13 protein-coding genes are annotated in these 18,696 nt (G+C 69.3%); 2 read left to right on the forward strand and 11 right to left on the reverse strand.

Translation table 11 applies throughout. From position 1 onward, the window contains the following. Positions 1–144 precede the first annotated feature (144 nt). The 4 genes from ACH45E_RS00005 to ACH45E_RS00020 all read right to left on the reverse strand — a co-directional run bounded on the left by ACH45E_RS00005 (position 145) and on the right by ACH45E_RS00020 (position 2,543). Entirely contained in the window at positions 145–939 is a 795-nt protein-coding gene (locus ACH45E_RS00005; protein WP_361455744.1) for a hypothetical protein, read from the reverse strand. 24 nt (positions 940–963) lie between these two features. After that, entirely contained in the window at positions 964–1,548 is a 585-nt protein-coding gene (locus ACH45E_RS00010; RefSeq protein WP_361455747.1) for a hypothetical protein, read from the reverse strand. Positions 1,549–1,955: 407 nt separating this feature from the next. Then, the gene (locus tag ACH45E_RS00015) at positions 1,956–2,180 is read right to left on the reverse strand and encodes a DUF6207 family protein (protein ID WP_361455750.1); all 225 of its coding nucleotides are present in this window, start codon (positions 2,178–2,180) and stop codon (positions 1,956–1,958) included. Positions 2,181–2,276: 96 nt separating this feature from the next. Then, positions 2,277–2,543, reverse strand: coding sequence for a hypothetical protein (locus tag ACH45E_RS00020; protein ID WP_361455753.1), 267 nt, complete (start codon positions 2,541–2,543; stop codon positions 2,277–2,279). Between the two features lie 478 nt (positions 2,544–3,021). On the opposite strand from ACH45E_RS00020, the gene ACH45E_RS00025 reads away from it, so the two are divergent. After that, on the forward strand, positions 3,022–5,511 hold the full coding sequence (locus ACH45E_RS00025; RefSeq protein ID WP_361455756.1) for a hypothetical protein: 2,490 nt from the start codon (positions 3,022–3,024) through the stop codon (positions 5,509–5,511). A gap of 416 nt (positions 5,512–5,927) precedes the next feature. Here the strand turns inward: ACH45E_RS00025 and ACH45E_RS00030 are convergent, their stop codons facing one another. Both ACH45E_RS00030 and ACH45E_RS00035 read right to left on the reverse strand, forming a co-directional pair. Continuing rightward, entirely contained in the window at positions 5,928–6,896 is a 969-nt protein-coding gene (locus ACH45E_RS00030; protein ID WP_361455759.1) for an FRG domain-containing protein, read from the reverse strand. A gap of 67 nt (positions 6,897–6,963) precedes the next feature. After that, positions 6,964–7,092, reverse strand: a complete 129-nt coding sequence (locus tag ACH45E_RS00035; RefSeq protein WP_361455761.1) for a hypothetical protein — start codon at positions 7,090–7,092, stop codon at positions 6,964–6,966. 188 nt (positions 7,093–7,280) lie between these two features. On the opposite strand from ACH45E_RS00035, the gene ACH45E_RS00040 reads away from it, so the two are divergent. After that, complete coding sequence (locus ACH45E_RS00040) at positions 7,281–9,575, forward strand: NACHT domain-containing protein (RefSeq protein ID WP_361455764.1); 2,295 nt, start codon at positions 7,281–7,283, stop codon at positions 9,573–9,575. A 128-nt stretch (positions 9,576–9,703) separates the two neighbouring features. Here ACH45E_RS00040 and ACH45E_RS00045 read toward each other — a convergent pair whose 3' ends face one another. From ACH45E_RS00045 to ACH45E_RS00065, 5 genes are read right to left on the reverse strand one after another with little or no spacing between them, the layout of a single operon-like run. Next, complete coding sequence (locus tag ACH45E_RS00045) at positions 9,704–10,801, reverse strand: HNH endonuclease (RefSeq protein WP_361455767.1); 1,098 nt, start codon at positions 10,799–10,801, stop codon at positions 9,704–9,706. 20 nt (positions 10,802–10,821) lie between these two features. After that, complete coding sequence (locus ACH45E_RS00050) at positions 10,822–12,462, reverse strand: AAA family ATPase (RefSeq protein WP_361455770.1); 1,641 nt, start codon at positions 12,460–12,462, stop codon at positions 10,822–10,824. Between the two features lie 34 nt (positions 12,463–12,496). Beyond that, a complete protein-coding gene (locus tag ACH45E_RS00055) occupies positions 12,497–13,996 on the reverse strand; it encodes a class I SAM-dependent DNA methyltransferase (RefSeq protein ID WP_361455773.1) in 1,500 nt (499 codons plus the stop codon). Continuing rightward, a complete protein-coding gene (locus ACH45E_RS00060) occupies positions 13,993–15,342 on the reverse strand; it encodes a restriction endonuclease subunit S (protein ID WP_361455776.1) in 1,350 nt (449 codons plus the stop codon). Before ACH45E_RS00060 ends, ACH45E_RS00055 begins: the two co-directional genes overlap by 4 nt. Further along, positions 15,342–18,182, reverse strand: a complete 2,841-nt coding sequence (locus ACH45E_RS00065) for a DEAD/DEAH box helicase family protein (protein WP_361455779.1) — start codon at positions 18,180–18,182, stop codon at positions 15,342–15,344. Before ACH45E_RS00065 ends, ACH45E_RS00060 begins: the two co-directional genes overlap by 1 nt. Between the last annotated feature and the right edge of the window lie 514 nt (positions 18,183–18,696).

Below are 18,696 nucleotides of genomic sequence, written 5' to 3' on the forward strand. Positions count from 1 at the left end.
TCCGTGAGACCGCCCCCGCACGGCCGAAGTCCCGCTACACTCCCGCCACCCGGCGAAAGACCAGGTCAGACAGCGAAATCCTGCTGGAGTACTAGCGGGGCTGCCGGGGCTCCTTCCCTTGCGAGGGGCGGCTTCCTCCAGGGGTCAGGTGGCGGTGATGTCGGCGGGCCGGTTACGTGGCGGGGTGGTGGTGAAGAAGGCACGCAGGGACTGGCCGATGCGGTTTTCGCGGTCTGTGCCATGGACGGCGGCATCGAGCAGGTGCGAGAGATCCCCGGTGTCGGAAGGAGTCAGGACAAGCCAACGCAGGATGACCTGCAGTGTGAGGAGCCGGAGAGTTCGCAGCTCTTTCAGCTTCTTCTCTTCTGTCTGATCCTTGATCACGTCGCCATGCACGTAGGTGGATCGGGCTCTGTAGGCACGTTGGACGATGGCCCTGACCTCTGTTTGGTAGTCAAGGCCGAGGAACAGTGCAGACGCACGGGAGCGAATATTTTCAGCGGTGCCCACGCGTTCTTCGTCGGGACTGATCAGCAGGGCTTCCAGGGCGATGACGTAGTCGAGGTGCAGTTCGTCGGCCTCCACCTCCCAGACGCCGTCATCGTTGTAGGTGCGCTGGTAAGCGGTCAGGATGTGCCGGGCTGCGCGTTCGAGTCGACGGGCGCGCCGCTTGAGGATGCGCCGCTCGTGAGTCGCGCCTGCCATGACCGCGTCGATCTTCGCCGAGATCACGGTGCAGAAGTCAGTCAGGGCCGGAAGACATGCGGCCGGAACATGGAATTCGCCGGTGTCGCGGACCTCTACCTCCTCGCCTCTCCCGTCGCGGCCTTCATAGACCTTGATGGTGGTCGGCACGTCTCTGGGGTTCAGATCGAAAAGGCGTCCGCGCGCGACGGTGAAGACCGCGTCCACCCGGAGAAGTTCGTTGTCCCACAGCATCAAGGGAAGAAGTGCCTGCCAGTGCTAGGCTTCCGCACGCGGGCCTGTGAAGTCGAACCAGGTCGGACGACGCGTAACCGAGCGGCCGGGATCAGGAACATGGAGAAACGGTGCGCCGTTGATCAGGTCGAGATCATGGCTCCGGCGCTGCACGACGTTCAGCGCCGGCATCGGGATCGTCTGATTGAGTTCGTCCGCAGTGAAGGTCTGCAGGGTGTGCTGACCCAGCGGAATCCGTGTCCCCTGTGGGAAGGCGGCGTTGAGGAGCAGCCATCGCTCGGGGACCGGTGCCGGACCAGTGCAGAAGGTGACGAAACTGTCCGCGACCTCGGAGACGGAAACCTGCACGCCCTGGGCGATGAGACGTGCCGCCGCAGCCAGTCCCGACACCTCCAACAGCGTTCGGGAGTTCGGGACCCAGTCTCCGTCGGCCTTGGCGTAGAGGTCGGGGTGCTCTTCCCTAGGCGCTGCGGCTACCACCGCATTCTCCACGTCTTCCCAGTGGGGCTGGAGCATCAGCACCACGATGGACTGGGGTGTTGGAGACAGGGCGCCCGCGTACTCGAGCCACGCCAACACGGCCTCACGCAGGGAGAGATGCTTGCTCATACGGCCTGAACATAGCGGGCCTCAGTCGCATGCGGGCAGCGGTTTTCCAGCGACGGAACCAGTAGCAACCGACCATCGTTCGAGCAGCAGCTGACTACCACGTGACTCGTGCCTCGCAGCGTTGTTGAACAGCGAAGATCCCGCGCCAGGCTCCATGGGGGTCTTCGATCGACGCGACCGTGGTCGGCTTCACCGGCACCGCCCGGCACCCGAAGGCGCTCGCCGTACGGCTGCCCGACGGCCGCGTGGCGCTGTCCCAGCTGCTGACCACAGCGCTCTCCTCCGTCGTCGCCCCGCGCCTTGCCCCCAGACCTGACGGGCGTTCACGAAGGCTGGCGACTCCTACACGCCCGCCGGAGGCGACGCGGTGGTGGAGGTCGTGGCGGGCACGACCCGGCACGCGGTCGTCACCGTGGTGCGGCTGCGCTGACCTCCCGCACCGCGTCGGCTGGCGCCATGGGCTGGCGCAGGTCCAGGTAGCAGCGCAGTCGTACGCCGGGCTGGTCGACGTCGTGCGTCGTGCGCTCCGTTGTCGACGTCGCCCACCGGTCGGCGAGCAGCTGCTGGAAGGCGAACGCGGTCTCATCGTCGGCGGCCGCGACGTCGACGACGACCAGGCCAGGCTCACTCACGTGCGTCTCGTTGATCGGGTTCATGTACGGCACTACGCCTGGCCAGCCGAGCGGGTTCCGTCGGTGCGGTGTCTTCACCCAACCGAGTGCAGGTGGTCAGGGGCTGTCGCCTGTCCAGTCCCAGCGGGCCGGGGCGCCGGGGCGCGGGTCGTACAGCGCCCGGCCGCCGGGTCCGAACTGCCCGAGCTCCGTGGGGAGGGAGACGCCGTCGTCGATCTCCTCCGGCTTCCAGCCGGTGATGTCGAGCAGCAGTCCGTCCAGCGGCCCGCCCACGAGTTCGGCGTAGCTGCGTCCCGGCTCCGGGCCGGGGTGGTCGGTGCCGTAGATTCGGCCGCGCAGCAGCTGCTCATTGTCGCTGTCCATCCGTCCAGCCTGACAGCACACGAGCCGGACGACTCCTTCCCGGTCGGCGCCTGGGCAACCGTGCGACGGCTTGCCGGTCGCGCTTCGCGGCAGTTGCCGACGTCGCCGACGGGGTGCGCCGGCGTACGGACGAAGTTCCTGCCGCAGGCTCAACGAACCTCGCGTCGGCGCACCCGGTGGCTCGGGGAGGCAGCCCTGCCGGGTATGAGCAGCGGGTGCGGCACCGCGGGGGAAATGCCTCTACTCTCCTCTTCCGGAGGCTCTGGTCCTTGTAGTTGACCGCCGTTACCGGAAACGGGCGGGCGGGAACATCAGCACGAAGAGAGTGAGAGCGTGGATGGGCAGGCCGCCCAAGGCCCGGGAACTGTACGACGCGTTGCGGACCCTTGAAGGAAGGGCCAAAGAGACACGAAAGCACAAGGGTTGCAGATATTCGCGGCGTGAGGTCGCAAAGCAGGCCGACGGTCGTGGTTCGTCGTTGGACAGGCGCCTTGGGGATTGGCTGCGCGAGGGGTGGGACAAGGCGAAGACGCCGGATCCCAGCAGCAGCGAGCAGTTGATCGCCGTGGTCAGGCTGTGGAGCGAGTGGGCCGGAGAGCCATGCGATGAGAGCCGCTGGCGCACTCTGCTGGACGAGGCCCAGCCGCCCCGCACTCAGCCGCAACGTCCGCAGACCGTTCTCCCCGGGGCGGCGGTGCTGGACCGGATGGCTGAAGCGGGCCGACGGCGGATGGTGAGCAGATGGATCGCAGCGGGCGCCGAGCCCCAGGATGCGGCCGACTGCGCTGACGACCTCTCGCTGGGGGATCCTCGGGCGTGGTGGAGCAGTCTTCCCGAGACCGGGTTCGCGGTGCTCGAGGGTGATCTCGGGTCGGGGAAGTCGCTGAGCGTGGAGCGGCTGAACGCCGCCGACATCGCCGCGGCCCGTACGGATCCACAGGCTGCGATCCCTGTGTTCCTTCCGGCCCGGCAGGTCCTGGCGGATCTGCCGCAGGCAGTGGAGGAGGCCGCGTCGGTGGTGGGTGATCCCGCTCTTCGCCCGGTACGAGTCGTGCTGGACGGCCTGGACGAGCCCGGTCTAACCCGGGGCGAGGACCTGTTGGCCCAGGCCCAGACGTTGGCTGTACTGCACCCGTCGTGGCGGGTCATCGTCACCGTCCGCCGCGGTTTCCGCCTCACTGGTGTGCCTGCCGGCGAGCGGCACGTGTGCCCTGCCCTGTCGCCGGCGGCGGCCGACGCCCTGATCGCGCGGCTGGGCGGTCGTGCGGGAGCGCTGGAAGGGGTGAGCACGGAGGCCGGTCAGGCGCTGCGGCGCCCTCTGTTCGCGGTGATCGCCGCCGCGCTGCAGCGTGAGAACCGTGGTCTTCCCGCACGGCCGGTGGCGTACCTGCAGGCGCTGGCCGAACGCGGTGTCCAGCTCTCCGGTGCGCCCGAGCCGCAGGCCCGCCGCCTGCTGACCCGGCTCGCCGCGGCCTCGCTTGCCGCGGGCGGGCGGGCGCCAGCCGCACAGCTGGGCGATGCCGAGAGCCTCGATACGCTCCGTGCCAGCCGTCTCGTCGTGATCCGGGGGCGGACCGTGGAGTTCGCGCTGCCCGTGCTGGAGCAGTACTTCGCCGGCCAGGCCGTTCTCGTCGGCGAGTTCCCGGATACGGTCCTGGAGGATCCTGACCAGCTGGCGGTGTGGCGGGGTGGACTTGCCCTGGCAGTCGCCGACAGCAGCTGGGACCAGGGCAGCGGTCTCATCCAGCAGATCGCGGCACACCGGCCGGGGGCGGCGGCATGGGCCGTCCACGAGGCCGTTCCCGGACACCGTGACCTGGTGGATGCTGATGCAGGAGACCAGCCGCTCCCCCGACTTGCTCGGGTGGAGACCGTCCGTCGCATGCAGCAGGCCTGGGACACCTGGACAGACCGGCTGGCACCCGCCTCGGGCCTCCTCTACCGCCGCGGCGGTCCGCTGACAGTCGACGCCCGCTGGGACGACGACCAGCTGAGCGCCCAGCTGCTGCCCCGCAGTGGAACAGACATCCCCGCGTTGCAAATCCCCTTCGAGCACCGGTGTCTTGAGAGCGACCGCCGGATCAGGCCTGTACAACTTTGGTACGGGCGCGTGGCCGCCGACCACGAAGCCTGGCCCTGGCACTGGGCTCTCGGCCTGGTCGCCGACCGCCTCACCGACCTGTGTACGGACAAGGATCTGCCGCTGCCCGACTGCCGTCCGCACACCGCCGAACGCCTCTACCTCACCGCGAAAGCCCTGCTCGGCCGGCAGGAACGCGATCATGCCCCGGTGCCCGCGGAAGACGCCCTCGCCGCCATCCGCGCCCGACTCCACAGAAGCTCCACCGCAGTTCGTATCGGCCACAATGGCCGGCTCGTCACTACGCCCGCCGAACTGCGCCACCTCCAGGAGACGCTGGAACACGGCAGCGCGGTGGGCCCTGACGGCATGCTGCACCGCCCCTATCCGGTGCCCGACCGCGGCGGTGAGTGGATCTGGAACGCCTACTCGCCACCGCAGTTCCATCGCCTGGCCTGCCAGGTCCTCACCGCCGCGGTCGAGATCTACCGCGACCTGGTGACGGCCTGGTTCCCCTTGCTGCACGACGCCCTGGGCCTGACCGCCTCTGCGGCACAGATCACCGGAGCTCTCCACGTGCCCGCCGACCCGGACGAGTCCCCCGCACTGCTACTGAACCTGCGCGAACGCGCCACACCCGACGCGCCCTTGGTCGACGTGGCCCTGGTCCAGGGCGACGATCGTCCCGCGGTGTCCGCGAGCAGGCGCGGCCGGGCGGGACAGGCTGGGCCGGTGTCGTGCTGGGCGCGCCCGTACACCGAGCCTGCGGTGTCCGAGCCGGAGCTGTACGGGGACACCCCGGCGATCGACTACGCGTATGCCTGGCTCCACGATGATCTCGCCCGGCTTCATCTCGCCGACGCGCCGCGCTGGCCGGGCGGCCTGTGAGACCAGTGGGGCAGGAGGCCGGTGACGTCCCCAGGAATCGGCCACCGTCCCTGCGGCCTCGACCGCCGCCTGCCGGGCACGCTTCGGCCCGGGAAAGTCCTCGCCCGCCATGTTGTTCAGGACGCTGTCCAGCGCGCCACGCACGCATGACTGCGCCACTTCGTAGGGGCGGCGCGGGCGCTCGGGGTGATTCAGGATCAAGGCCGTGTCCAGGAGCAGGTCCAACGCCCGCTCCCCAGCGGGCCCCTGCGCCCGCAGAGCCTCGGTCAGCTCGGGCCCCACCGCACACACGGTCGTCTGGAAAGCCCCGGCCTTCTCGGACCCGGAGCGGGTGTCACTCACTCGCCCACCGTACCCGCGCCGACCGGCACCCCGACCACGTGCGCCGAGCGGACCGGCCGGCTCCGGCTGCCGGGTCAGGACGTGGTTGCCTCGGTGAGACTTTTTGCCGCGTCACGGGCCACTTGCAGCCCGAGCCGGCGGACCTCGCCGAGCGGCGGGTACATGGAGTCTTGGTCGATCCCCTCCCCGGCCAGGCGCTCCAGGAGTTCGGGCTTCCACGCGGAGCTGACCCGCAGCGTCCAGCCCGTCGCGGACCAGTTCATGTTCGGCTTCCCCTTGACGCTGTTGAGGAAGTTGACGCCCAGGGTCGAGATGTCGGGGTACTGATCTCCCGGAACGTTGAGTCCGTCGATCCGGTAGGACCGCCCGCCGTAGCGCCGGTTGAGGCCTCCGATGAGAAAACGTCCGCGCTGCGCCTGCATCCGGGGATCGAGCGGGGCCTGGTCGACCACGGCGACCTGCTGCGTCCACTCCCCCTTGGCGCGACGCCGTCCATGCGTGGCATCCGCCCACTCCAGCGTCTGCTGGGAGAAGTCGATCGTGTCGACCCGCTGTGCGGCATCGCGGTGCAGGTGGAGCATGAACAGGCGTCCGTCAACGCCGTGCTGCTGGTCGACCGCGAAGAACAGCGCCTCCAGCGGGGACTCGGAGACGTCGATGAGCCGGGTGGGGATGCCGTGGTGCTGCAGGACGGCAAGGAGTTGCCCGTCCGTCATGCGCCGTCCGATGCCCTCGCGCCGCATGGCGTCGATGACCGCGCGTTCCGTCCCCGCCATCACGTGCTCGTCGACCTCGTTGGGAATACCTGCTTCCGGTGCGGCGGGGCGGGCGCGGCAGACCCGGTACAGGCTGGAGGACAGGCCGTAGTCGGTACTGGGCTGCCCGCGGAAGAAGACGTCCTCGCCCGGCGTCAGCGGCCACTCGTGCGAGGCCAGTCGGTCAGCGCCGCCGGCCTTCGCCCATTCCCACAGCGTCTCGGCGGAGGTGATGCTCAGGCGGCGGTTGGAGTCACGTTCGTCGAAATACTGCGCGGCAAGACCCATGTGCATGAAAGTAGCGGGCTCGGGGACGGGCCCGGAGTGGATCCGGGCCCGTCCGCCCCTGGGGCGGCTACCGGTGCTGCACCCACCACACCAGGCACGCCACACATTGCGAACCCGCGGCCCAGGCAGCCCCGTTAACGAGGCTGACGAGCGCGGCGCGGGCGAGCCGGCGGGTGATGGGTATGGGCTTGTCCATGGTTCCCCTCCTGGGTGTCCGTCCGGCCCCAGCGGCCGGGCACCACGACCGTGCCGGGTAGGAGGAGGAGTTGTCCGAAAGGACGGGCAGGGCGGGCAAACTCTCCCTATCCTCCTGGTCATTGGCCGTGCTCGCCGTGCCCGCAGCGGGCAGCCGGGCACAGCGGGCACCGGGAAACAGGGGGGTGGATGGAGAAGTCGGCCAAGGCCCGTGCGCTGTACGACGCGCTGCGCGCGCTGGAGATGAGGGCCAAGACTGCGCAGAACGCGAGCGGGGAGCGGTACTCGCGCCGCGACGTCGCCGCGAAAGCCGTCAAGGAGGCCGGGGGCAACGTCAAGACGTTAGGCAACCTCCTCAACAAATGGCTCGCGGATGACTGGCCCACGGCGACGACACCTGCCCCCCACAGCGAAGCCCAGCTATTGGCCGTGGTCAGGCTGTGGTGCAAGTGGTCCGGGGAAGAATTCGGCAGAGGCAGGTGGGCGACCTTACTGGACGAGGCCCAGCCCCCTCGCGCCAGGGCCCATTCCGATCAAACGCGGGAATCAGCATCCACCGGAACCGAGACGGATCCGCTGGACCAGGCCATCACGGACTGGGTCGAGCTCGTCCGAGCCGAACTGCGCGATGAACTGGACAGGCTGCAGGTAAATCGCCCGTACCCTCTCCCCGTGTGCGCTCAGGATGCGCCCCAGGACGACATCCTTGGGATGTACCGCCGTACGCCAGCCGGACGGCTCGTCATCCTCGGCGAGCCCGGCAGCGGAAAATCCGCCCTGACGCTGCGCCTGGCGCAGAAGCTGATCGAGAACCGCAGGGCCGGCGCCCCGGTTCCCGTGGTGTTCACGCTGCGCACCTGGACAGAATCGACCTCCGGCTGGCGCCAGTGGCTGACCGACGCACTCGCCGAGCGATACCCGTCACTGCGAAACCGGAGGAATGGGGGCATCACTCTGGCCCATGAGCTGGTGATTCACGATCGGATCCTGCCGGTCCTCGACGGACTCGACGAACTGCCCCTGAAGTTACGGACCGCTGTCTTCAAGCAGTTACCCAGCGACGGGCCCGTGATCATGACGAGCACGCCCGAGGCCTACACCGCAGCCGTGGAGGATGTCGGGCCGGTGCCCGGCACCACCGAAATCACCCTCAGTGAAGTCGACGACCGCGAGCTCGCACGGTACTTGCCGCAATCAAGTACCGCCGACTGGACGCCCGTCGTCGGGCCGTCCGATAGCGAAAATCCGGCCGCGACCGCTGTCCTTGAGGCTCTGCGCACCCCCCTCATGATCACGCTCGCACGCGATGTCCACCGCTCCAACCCCTCCGAACTGCTGAAGGTCGCTGCTGACGGCAGCAGTGCCACGGTGAAGCACCATCTCCTCAACGAGTTCGTTCCCACCGTCTACTCCAAGACGCTACGCGAGACGCAGAAGCAGCGGCGCCGCAGCTCACGGGAGTGGCACGCCAGGGATGAGGAAGATCTCGAGACGACACGCCGGTACGTCCAGGCTCTCGCCAAGATTGCCGCAGACGACCGGTCGGGCGGCACACTCGCCTGGTGGCGGCTGTACGCCACCGTCCCGCGCGGTTTCCGCGCGCTGGCCATCGGCACGTTCTACCTGATCACAGGCCTGGTCGCGGCGGCACTCGCGCAGGGCGCGTACTCCTGGACCGGCGGCTCCGGCACAAACATTCTGCTCGTGAGCGTCCCCGTTGTCGCCGCGGGTGCTGCGATCTGCGCAGTCCAGGCTCTCCGGGATGAAACCCTGCCCGCGCCGGTGTACGTCCGCCTGCGGTTCCGCGGCCGGACCCTGAAGGTCCTCATGGAGTCCGTACTGGTCTTGCTCATCGCCAAGTCATCCCTGGTTTTCGTGAAGGCCACCGCGACTGCCACGGGGCAACGAGACGTGCTGGTGCTGGCCATAGCAATCTCATGGGGGCTTGGCTTGGCCATCGCCAGCACCTACATGCTGCGGCAGTTCCTCGAAGCCCCGCTCGAACTCGACGCAGTACCGAGCACGTCGGCGACACTTGCGGCAGCACGACACAGCCTGCTTCTGGCCTCGGCCATCGCGCTCGTCTCGACCGCACTCGGTCTCGGCGGGGTTGCCGTGGCAGCCTTCCACTACACACCGTGGGCACTGATGGTTGTCGCCTTCGCCGCCCCGGTGCGTATGTCAACGGCTGTCCTGTCGACCGCCTACGGCAAGTTCTGCTTCGTGACGCGACCGTACTTCGCTCTGACCGGCCGGCTGCCCTGGCCGGTGGTCGACTTCCTCGATGACGCAGCATGCCGTGGTGTGCTGCGCCAGGTCGGCCCCGTATACGTCTTCCACCACGGCCTACTGCTCCAAGCTCTCCTCGACGGCTCTTCCCCGTCCCAGCAGGACGCCGTCGGTCGTGACGACGACCCCGGCGACGGGCAGTCCCCAGGAGCCGGAGTCCGTGAGGGCCGCGCCGAACAGTCCTCGGTGACCTGACCGGCTGTGTCTCGTTGCGCCGAGGTGCGTCCGGCGCCGTACGAGAATGTCGCATCCCCGAACAGAAACTGCTGGTGGCACGGAGGTGAGCGCCAACACTCGAGCCCGCACCCGTGCCCTGTGGATGGCTACGAGGGTGGCGGGAAGTGCGTGGCGCGGAATTCGGCGAGGGTCTGCTCCACGCCGGTGATGGTCAGATGCCAGAAGTCCCAGCCGTCGATCTTGTTGCTGCCGGTCGCGGCTCTGGCTGCGGTGGTGGGGGTGCGCCAGGGGCGGCCCAGGACGTTGATGTGGCCCTCGTGGTTCAGGACTGCCTGGTGGACTTTCTTCTCGTGCTGGCCGGTGAGGGTGATGCCGGTCTTCAGGGCGTCGGGGTCCAGATGTTCCAGCAGGTCTTGCAGGTCGACTCGGGAGCGTGTCGGGTCGACGGCGGGTGTGGGCGTCGTTGCGGCTGTGGTGGGCGCGGCGGCGGGCCGGTTGCAGGCGCGGTGCAGGGCCAGGGCCATGGCGGCTGCCGCACTGTACGGCGCCTCAGGTCCCACCTTGTCGTCGACCAGCTGCTGGATGTCGGTCAGGTCCCCGTGGCGGGCGAGTACGCCGACCTCCTCCATGAGCCGGGCGCGGAGCGGGACGAGGTGGGAGTCGTTGAGCGCGAGGATCCGTATGGTTTCGTCGGCGCGACACAGGCCGTGTTTCGTTTCGGCCTGCGAGTAGGGGGTGTTGCTGCGCCGGGCGTAGCCGCCGGAGTCGAAGCCGAGCAGGTTGGGGTCGCTGTGGTGGGCCGGGTCCAGGAGCAGCGGCTGTTCGCGGTTCAGGTCGTCGAGGGATGTGCGGGCGCGGGTTCCGCCTATGAGGGGGAACTGGCTGCCCTTGGCGCGGCCTTCCCGGACACCGTTGTAGCGGGCTCCGCCGCTGTTGCAGTGCTTGCAGGCGATGCGGTAGTTCGACACCTCGTAGGCCAGCCACCAGTATCCCGGGTGGCCGGGCACGTCGAGTACTTCGGATTTCGGCCGGTAGTGGTCGACGGTGATGTCCGTGCGCACGATGAGGGACTCGCAGTACCAGCACTTGACGCCGACGAGTTCGAGGAGCAGGTCGCGTACGGCGTCCTCGGTCCAGTGCGAATTGAATTCCCGCTCGGTGCCGGCGGCGACGGCGGCCCTGACCGCATCGAGGGTGCGTTTGGCCTTGGTTGCCCAGGCCGGCGGGGCAGTGAGCCCTTGCATGTTCACGTGTCTCATCGGCGTCAGATCACCGACGAGAAGCGCTCGTGGAACAGCTCGGCGACCAGGGCCTGCAGTCGTTCGGGCGAGGGCGGGTTGGGGCCGTGGGCGGCCTCGAGGAGCGCGAGGCGTCTGCGGTGGAGCTCGGCGAGGAAGGCCGCTACGAGCGGATCACGGTCGGAGTGGGGAAAGTCCATGGTCTCCAGTTGGGCGGTGACGTCGCGCAGTGCGGCCTGTTTGACCGGGTCGCCGGCCGCCTCGGGGAGCAGCGCGTACTGGCGGTCGATCAGTTCCTGGGTGTGCTCGTCGAGTTGGGTGGGCAGGTCGAACAGGTCGGTGGTCAGCAGGCCGCCGGCGCCTTGTCCGCGCGGGTTGGCCCGGGGTGTCACCGCGGTGGCCTGGCCCTCCACGTCGGTGGTGACGACGCGGATCTGCTCGCGGGTCATGTTGGCCACCAGGAGCGGTTCGTGGGTGGCGGTGAGGAACTGCGAGTGCTGATGCGGTCCCAGCACGCTGCGCACTGAGGAGTACCAGCGCCGGCTCCACTCGGGGTGGAAGTGGGAGTCGGGTTCGTCCAGCAGGAACAGCGACTCGTGCGCCCGCTGGAGTCTCAGCAGGCCCAAAATAGTGAGGAGTTGCTGCTCCCCGGAGCTCAGGTCGTCCAGGCCGACGGTGAGTGCGCCGGGTTTGTCCAGGCGGACGTCGACGGTGAGGTAGCCGGCATCCAGCAAGGTGGCGAGCAGGCCGAACATCGACAGGTCGCTGTCGAAGAGGTTACGGAAGGCTCGGACGTCCTCCGCGGTGCCCAGGTCGATCTGGAACCCGTCGGCGGGGCTGCCGGCTCCGTCCACCGGGTCGGCGTCGGGGATGAGACCGAACCGCCCCGATTCGGCGGCGGCCGCGAACAGGGTGCGGGCGGGTCCGCCCAGGCCCCAGTACGGGAGGGCGGCCAGGTGCGGGGCGCGTGCGGCGCGTGGCGCGCGGATCCGCAGGACCGCGGAGGCCACCCGCTGCAGGTAGGAGTGGCGGCGCAGGTAGGTGCCGAACGAGTCGGACCAGTGGGTGGTCTGTGCTAGGAGCAGTAGCGGCAGGTGCGCGGGCCTGCACAGGAACACCGGCGTGTACAGGGGGCAGTTGATGGGCAGGGTGAGCTGCTCGGTCCACAGCTCTCCCTCGTCCGGTGTGTGGTGTGCGCGCCACTGGTCGAAGTCCTTCATCCACTGCCGCCGCCATTGGCCGATGCGACGGGCGGCGAAGCGGCGGTGCTGCTCGAACTCGCTGGTCCAGGGGGCCTGGGCATGCGCCTGGTAGCCGAAGACGTGATCGGGCAGATGCTGCGCCCACACCGCGCGGGCCACACGGACCGGCCGGTCCATTGAGGTGCTCACGGTCAGCTCGGGAGAGGTGTCGGGGGAGGTCTGAACGACCCGGACCGTCCTGTCGTGGACCTCGTAGTCGAGCTCGAAGGCGAAGGCCGCACGGCGCCCGGGCCGGTGCAGGGCGCCGAAGATCTCGGCGAGCGCGTGCAGGGCCCGCGACTTGCCGCCGCCGTTGGGGCCGATCAGGGTGGCGATGGCATGGCCGCCGTCGAGGGCGCCCGTGAGATCCAGCTCGAAGTGGTGCAGGCCCCGGTAGGAGGGAAGGCTCAGTCGCAGCAGCCGCACGGCATCCCCCCGGTCGTGGCGCCCCTGGTCGCCATCACCGCTCCGCCTCACCATCTGGGCTGTCGGCGTGCACACCGTAGGGGCGCAGCGCTTCGGTCAGGGAGGCGAACTCGGCCAGGGCGGCGCCCAGTTCAGCGGTGATCTCCTGGGCCATGCGGTGCAGGTCGGCCTCGGGCTCTTCCAGCGTGAAGGGCCCGGGCGGGGGTTCGGCGACCTGAAGGTCCAGGTTGACACCGCTGCGGGCGAGCAGCTCCTGGACCGCGAAGGACCGGAAGCGGGGTGTCTCGACTCGTTCGCTGCGGGGCCGGCCGGGCCGGTAGGCGGACACGAAGTCGCCGTAGTCGGGGCTGGCCGGCGCGATGGGCTTGGCCGTCGCCGTGTGCGGGGAGCGCAGGTCGTACACCCACAGCCGTGTCGTGGACGGGCTGCCGTCGGGGCGCGGGTCGGGCTTGTCGAAGAACAGGACGCTGGCCTTGAGGCCGCCGGCGTAGAAGATGCCCGTGGGAAGCCGCAGCAGGGTGTGCACGTCACACGCGGACAGCAGGCGCCGCCGGATCAGCTCACCCGGCCCGCCTTCGAACAGCACACTGTCGGGCACCACGACGGCCGCGCGGCCGTCGGTCTCCAGCAGGCTGTGGATGTGCTGGAGGAAGTTGAGCTGCCGGCTGGTGGTAAGAGTCCAGAAGTCCTCCCGGTAGGGCTCCTCGCTGGTGGAGCGGCGGCCGAACGGAGGGCTGGTGAGCACCAGCGTCGCCCGCCGCACCGGCGGGCGGGCCAGCGCGTCCCCGACGGTGATGCACGGGCGGGCCTCGTCGGCCCGGGTGACGCCGTGCAGAACCAGGTTCGTCGTGGCCAGCCTCGCGGTGGCGTCGACGAGTTCGGTGCCGAAGAAGGCGCCCTGGTCGAGCCGCTTGCGCTGGGCCGCGGTGGCACCTGAAGGAAAGTGGTCGACCAGGTAGTCGAAGGCTTTGATCAGGAAACCGCCGGTGCCGCAGGCCGGGTCGGCGACGGTGTCGTCGATGCCGGGCTGGACGCACTGCACGATCGCCTCGATCAGCGGCCGAGGGGTGAAGTACTGGCCGGCACCGGTCTTCGTGTCCGTGCTCATGCGGGCCAGCAGCGCCTCGAAGACGGCACCGATGTCGCCTGCGGACCACTGGTAGCGGTCCACCACGTCGACGATCAAGCGGTGCAGGAGGGCAGGCTCCGGGATGCGGTTTTGTGCCCGCCGGAAGAGCAGCCCGAGCGTTCCGGGCCGGGCGGCGAGCAGGTCCAGGATCTGCTCGTAGACCGGGATCAGGTGGTCGCGCTCGGTCGAGGTGAGCTGCGCCCAGGCGTCGAAACCGAGTACGTCCTGCCCGTTGAGGGGGCGTTGGCGTTGTTCGTGGGCGCGCTTGAGGACGATCAGGCTGGAGAGCTGCTCGATGTACTCCAGGCCCGAGGTGCCGTTGTCGCGCAGCACGTTGCCGAAGTTCCACAGCCGGTCCACCAGGGCCTGGTCGTATCCGGGGCGGGAGGAGACGGTGGGGTTCACAGCGCAGACTCCTGTTGCCCGGACGGAGAAAGCGGAGGGGACAGGTGACCGGTGAAGGCGCGTTCCAGGAGGTTACGCCGCAGCCGTCCGGCCACCACGAGAGCGCGTCCGGCGGCCTCGGAGGCCGCGTTCAGGGCCGTGGTGTGCGCCTGGACCACCGCGACCAGATGGTGCTGCTCGTCTACGGGAGCGACGGGCACCGGCATGAGCCGAATCCTGGTCAGGCTGATGGACGTCAGCCCCACGCTCTGGTTGGCATTGAGTTTGCACCACTGGCGGCCGAAGCCGTTGGCGTGCCAGGCCAGCAGGACGGGGTGGAGCTGACGGGCGGTGATCCGGACACGGAAGAGGTGGCTGTTGTGGACGCAGCGGGGCAGCTGCTCCTCCCAGATCCAGCCGCGGCCCAGGCTGTCGATCGATCCGCCGCCGGTCAGCAGCACATCGCCCGCCCGCAGCCGAGCTGCCTGGGCCCGTGGTGGGGGCATCCGGACTGTGCGGACGTCGTCCAGGTCCAGGCGGCCGCGCTGCACGTTGGCGACCCGCAGGCAGGAGACGTCCACATCGGCGGGATTCCACTCCTGCTTGCCGGGCGGGGTGATGCCGCGGGTGACCTCGGCGACATCGTCAAGGCGGGTCCATCGCCAGTGTGCGGGCAGGTGGGGCAGTGTCCCGTCACCGGCACCCGCGACCCGGGGCAGGCTCGCGGGAACCCGAGCGGTTTCGGCGAGCGCGCCGCGCCCTGCCCGCGCGGTCAGGGTACGGCCCAGCACGTCGGCCTGGTCGAGGGCGTTGTTGGTGCGGATCGTGGTGGCGTCAATGCGGGCGAGGTGGTCCTCCAACAGGCCGACGATCCGGCGCTGTTCCACCACAGGGGGCAGCGGCAGCAGGACGTCGGCCAGATCACGCTGGTTGATCCGCCAGATCGCTGCGCCGCCCTGGCGGGCACGTGCCTGGATCTGACGCCGCATGACCGGCGACTTCCACAGGTGTGCGAGGTAGCGCGGATCAAGGTCATCCGGGCGTACGCGGACTCGGATCATGGTGTCGGGGATGGCCGTCGGGGTCGGGGGGCCGTCCACCAGGGCGCCCTCGCCGACCAGGGAGTGTGAGCCGTTGACCCGGCCGACCAGCACATCCCCGTGTTCGGCAATCAGTATCGCGCGGCCGTTGTCACTGCGGTCGCTGCTCTTGGACTGGGTGAAGTCCACAGTCGCCGGCCGAAGCGCCGTCATGCGCAGTACGGGCAGTCCGCCCTCGCCGGGGCGCGGGGACCGGCCGTTGACCAGCGGTTCGCTCAGCACGTCGGCCAGCCGGACGACCCTCCAGCCGGCAGGCACCTCGTTCATCACGCCAGGGCCCTGCGCAGTTCGTCCAGGAGGTCGATCGCGGCGTCGGGCCCGAAGGCGTCAAGGAAGCCGTCCGTGCCGCCGCGCGCCGAGAAGGGGACGCCGTCCAGATACGCCGGGGCGAAGCGGGTCTCGGCGGCCACCACGTCCGCGATCTTCTCGATCCACCACAACTGGGCCGGGGTGAAGGGTCCGGCCCGCTCAATAAACTCGGCCAGGCGCCCGCGCACCGTCGCCTCTTGGCGGCGACGCCGGCTCGATGCCGTCACCCGCAAAGGGGCCGGCCGGTCGTACAGGCCAAGGAGCATCTCTTGGAGTTCGGGGTTCTCAGCGAGCGGGAAGAGGGCCGCCCGCCGCTCGTCCTCGACGGCACTCTTGCCTCCCGCCCGGCGCAGTGGTGCCAGGTGATCCGAGTCGACGGAGTCGAGGAGACGGGTCACCAGCTCCTGCAGAGGCCGGCCCGCCAGCTTCCGGATCTCGGCGCCGTCGCCGTCACTGAGCACGGGGATGAGCCGGGCGAGCCTGATGGCGAGTTCGGCCGTCTCCTGCGACGTCACCAGCCCGTCAGCGGCACGGCTCAGCAGGCGCTCCAAGGCGGCCCGCCCCGCCTGCCCGGATGCATCCGTCACATTCACCAGCGGCTGGAGGTGACGCGAAGCGCCCACCGCGTCGACGACCACAAGCTGCGTCTTGGCAACCGCCCCCGGGGTGACGGCGCGCAGCTCCGCGGACGCGATGGTCTGAGTTCCCATGGCCAGCAGCTGCTCGTAGTAGGCGGCGGAGCGTACCTCGCGCAGGATCAGCAGGCACTCGATCGCCCGCATGTCACTGAACCCGGAGATCGGATCCGTCACGACCGCGATCCGGAACTGCGGTGTCGTGCGGAACTCCCGCAGCAGGTGCGCCGCATGAGCGTCGCGGTGTGTGATCCGCCGGCAGAAGACGTCCCCGGCACCGAACATGTCGCGGATACGTTCCACGACCTCGTCCGCATGCGGTCCGTCCTGCGCCAGCACAACGGTCTTGGGGACGACGCCGAGCGCGCCGCTCTGCTGTGTCCGGTCGGGGAACAGGGTCGGCAGCGCGTCGCGGAAAGCCGTCACCACCGCGGCCAGGTGCTCGGAGGAGACAGCCCGCGCCGGGCCCTGCCCTGCGGTGGAGGCCAGCTCCTCGTCCAGGTCCTCGTAGCGGGCGCGGCGCGAGCTGTGGGCTTTCACACCGACAGCGTCGACGGGGGTGGCGAACGCCGGCTGCCGGTCGTCGGCGACCCGGATCTCGTAGACGGAGTAGTCCACCGCGACGCCGTCGGCGACGGCCTGTTCGTAAGTGTAGGAGTCAACCAGGTTGCCCTTGAAAAATCCGAGAGCGGTAGCAGTCGGCGTCGCGCTGAAGCCGACAATGGGAGCGTCGAAGTATTCAAGAAGGGCACGCCGCTGCCCGTAGAGCGCGCGGTGGCAGTCGTCGACGATGACGAGATCGAAGGCGTCGGGCGGCAGTGCCTCGCAGTAGGCCACTTCCAGGGGTGTGGCATCGGGATGCGCCTGCCGTTCGGCGGTCTCGTACGCCGACACGCGGTCGGATCCGTCCTCAAGTGCCGGCGTGCCGGCGAGCATGGCCGACAGCCGCTGCACCGTGGCCACGGCCACGGAAGCCGACGCTGCCAGACCGTCCGCGGTCAGCTCCTGCACGTGGTACACGTCATCGAGACGGCGCCCTCCGTCCGGCATGCCGAACTGGCGCAGTTGAGCGATCAGTTGCCGTACTGCCAGCTTTCGGTCGGCGACGAACAGGACGCGGTCCGCGCGCGCGTAGCGGAGCTGCCGGTAGGCGGTGAACACCCCGGTGAAACTCCGCCCGGAGCCGGCGGCCATGTGCACCAGCGCGCGCCGCTGACCGGCCGCAAGGGCCTGCTCGATGGCCCGCACCGCCCCGTGCTGGGCAACGCGGAGCTGGTCGAATCCCTTGTCCTGCCGGGGCAGATAGGCAGCCTGTCGGGCCCGGTAGGTCGGCGCCGCGCTGTCCGCCTCCGCCTCGCGCTGCCAGCGGGCCAGCGTGCAGGGCTGGTGGAAGCCGCTGACGAGGCGAGCGTGGGGTTCGGGGTCATTGGCGTCGCAGAACAGCAGACGCCGGCCATCACTCACATACCGGTACGGCAGCGGCGAGCGCCACAGGGGCCACGGCAAGGAGCCCGCCGTGGCCTCGGCCAGTGCACCCGCCTGCTCCATGGCGTTGGTGAGATCGGCGCCGTCCCGCTTGCACTCGACGATCCCGACCACCTGTCCGCCGACCGTCAGCAGCATGTCGGCGCGCCGTCCTCCAGCCAGGCGGGGCTCCACCAGGACGCAGCCCAGGGAGCGGTTGAGCTGAGTCTCCTCACCAGCGCCCAGCACGTCCCATCCCGCCTTGGCGAGCCTGCGCTGCACTTCTGCGGCAATGTCGGATTCGCGCAGCGGCTCATAGGCGGCATCGCGCGCGCTGACGATCAGCTGTTCACGTTCGGCGACCGCCAGGGTCACCGGTGAGACGCGCAGGTCGAATTCGCGGCGCAGGCGGGGCAGGTCCTCTTCCAGCGCAGCGACCCGCTGCGCCAGAACACTCAGATCGGACGCGGCGGCATGGACGAAGTTCATCGACTCAGCGTCGCCGGTCAGGGCACGGAAGAACCAGGAGGCCAGCATGAAGCAGCGCTCGACCAGATGCGCCGCCGCCTCCCGCCCCTCGCGTGTGCTGCCGTCGAAGCGGTGAAGGTCGTTGAACGCGTCCAGGACCTGCGGCACGAGCACCCCGGCACGGGACAGGAGGTCCAGACGGGCCGGCTGATCACCCGCGGGCAGGCGCACCCCGGTCCGGTGGCCGACCTCAGCGGCGAGAACCTCACCGAACTGGCGTGCCGCCGCCAGCGCATCAGCGGGAGCAGTAGCCGCGCGGGCCTCACACGATGCGCCGTGAAGAACAAGAAGAGGCTCGTAGGGAAGCAGGAACCCGAAATTGGCTGACGCGAGAGCCAGGTCCGTGAACCGGTTTTCGAGCACGCTCGGCTCCAGAGCCACGCCGACCCTCCCTACCTGCACTGCGGCGCCGCAGAATCCGCTACAGAACGGCTCTCACCCTACCGTCCGGCCCCTGCGCACTGGCCGACCGGGACTCACGTGCGGGCGCGGTGCGGTTCGCCAAGGCATGCGCAGGCCGGGTCACCGGACTGCGACCGGGACGAGCCCGCGACCGTCCATCAGCGCTGCACGGAAGTGATCCAGAACCAGTTCTCAGGCGTCGCCGATAATTAACGTAAAATACATGAAACACCAAATTGAAGGCATCCAGGAAGAAATGCGCATCGGGGACTCCGCGCGACGG

Origin of the sequence: Streptomyces sp. NPDC020299 (assembly GCF_044387825.1) — a bacterium.
Classification (GTDB): domain Bacteria; phylum Actinomycetota; class Actinomycetes; order Streptomycetales; family Streptomycetaceae; genus Streptomyces.

Bases quoted from the DNA above. Each gene is read 5' to 3' on its own strand.
- ACH45E_RS00005 (WP_361455744.1), bottom strand. From the start codon at position 939: ATGCTGTGGGACAACGAACTTCTCCGGGTGGACGCGGTCTTCACCGTC.
- ACH45E_RS00010 (WP_361455747.1), bottom strand. From the start codon at position 1,548: ATGAGCAAGCATCTCTCCCTGCGTGAGGCCGTGTTGGCGTGGCTCGAG.
- ACH45E_RS00020 (WP_361455753.1), bottom strand. From the start codon at position 2,543: ATGGACAGCGACAATGAGCAGCTGCTGCGCGGCCGAATCTACGGCACC.
- ACH45E_RS00030 (WP_361455759.1), bottom strand. From the start codon at position 6,896: ATGGGTCTTGCCGCGCAGTATTTCGACGAACGTGACTCCAACCGCCGC.
- ACH45E_RS00035 (WP_361455761.1), bottom strand. From the start codon at position 7,092: ATGGACAAGCCCATACCCATCACCCGCCGGCTCGCCCGCGCCGCGCTC.
- ACH45E_RS00040 (WP_361455764.1), top strand. From the start codon at position 7,281: ATGGAGAAGTCGGCCAAGGCCCGTGCGCTGTACGACGCGCTGCGCGCG.
- ACH45E_RS00045 (WP_361455767.1), bottom strand. From the start codon at position 10,801: ATGCAAGGGCTCACTGCCCCGCCGGCCTGGGCAACCAAGGCCAAACGC.
- ACH45E_RS00060 (WP_361455776.1), bottom strand. From the start codon at position 15,342: ATGAACGAGGTGCCTGCCGGCTGGAGGGTCGTCCGGCTGGCCGACGTG.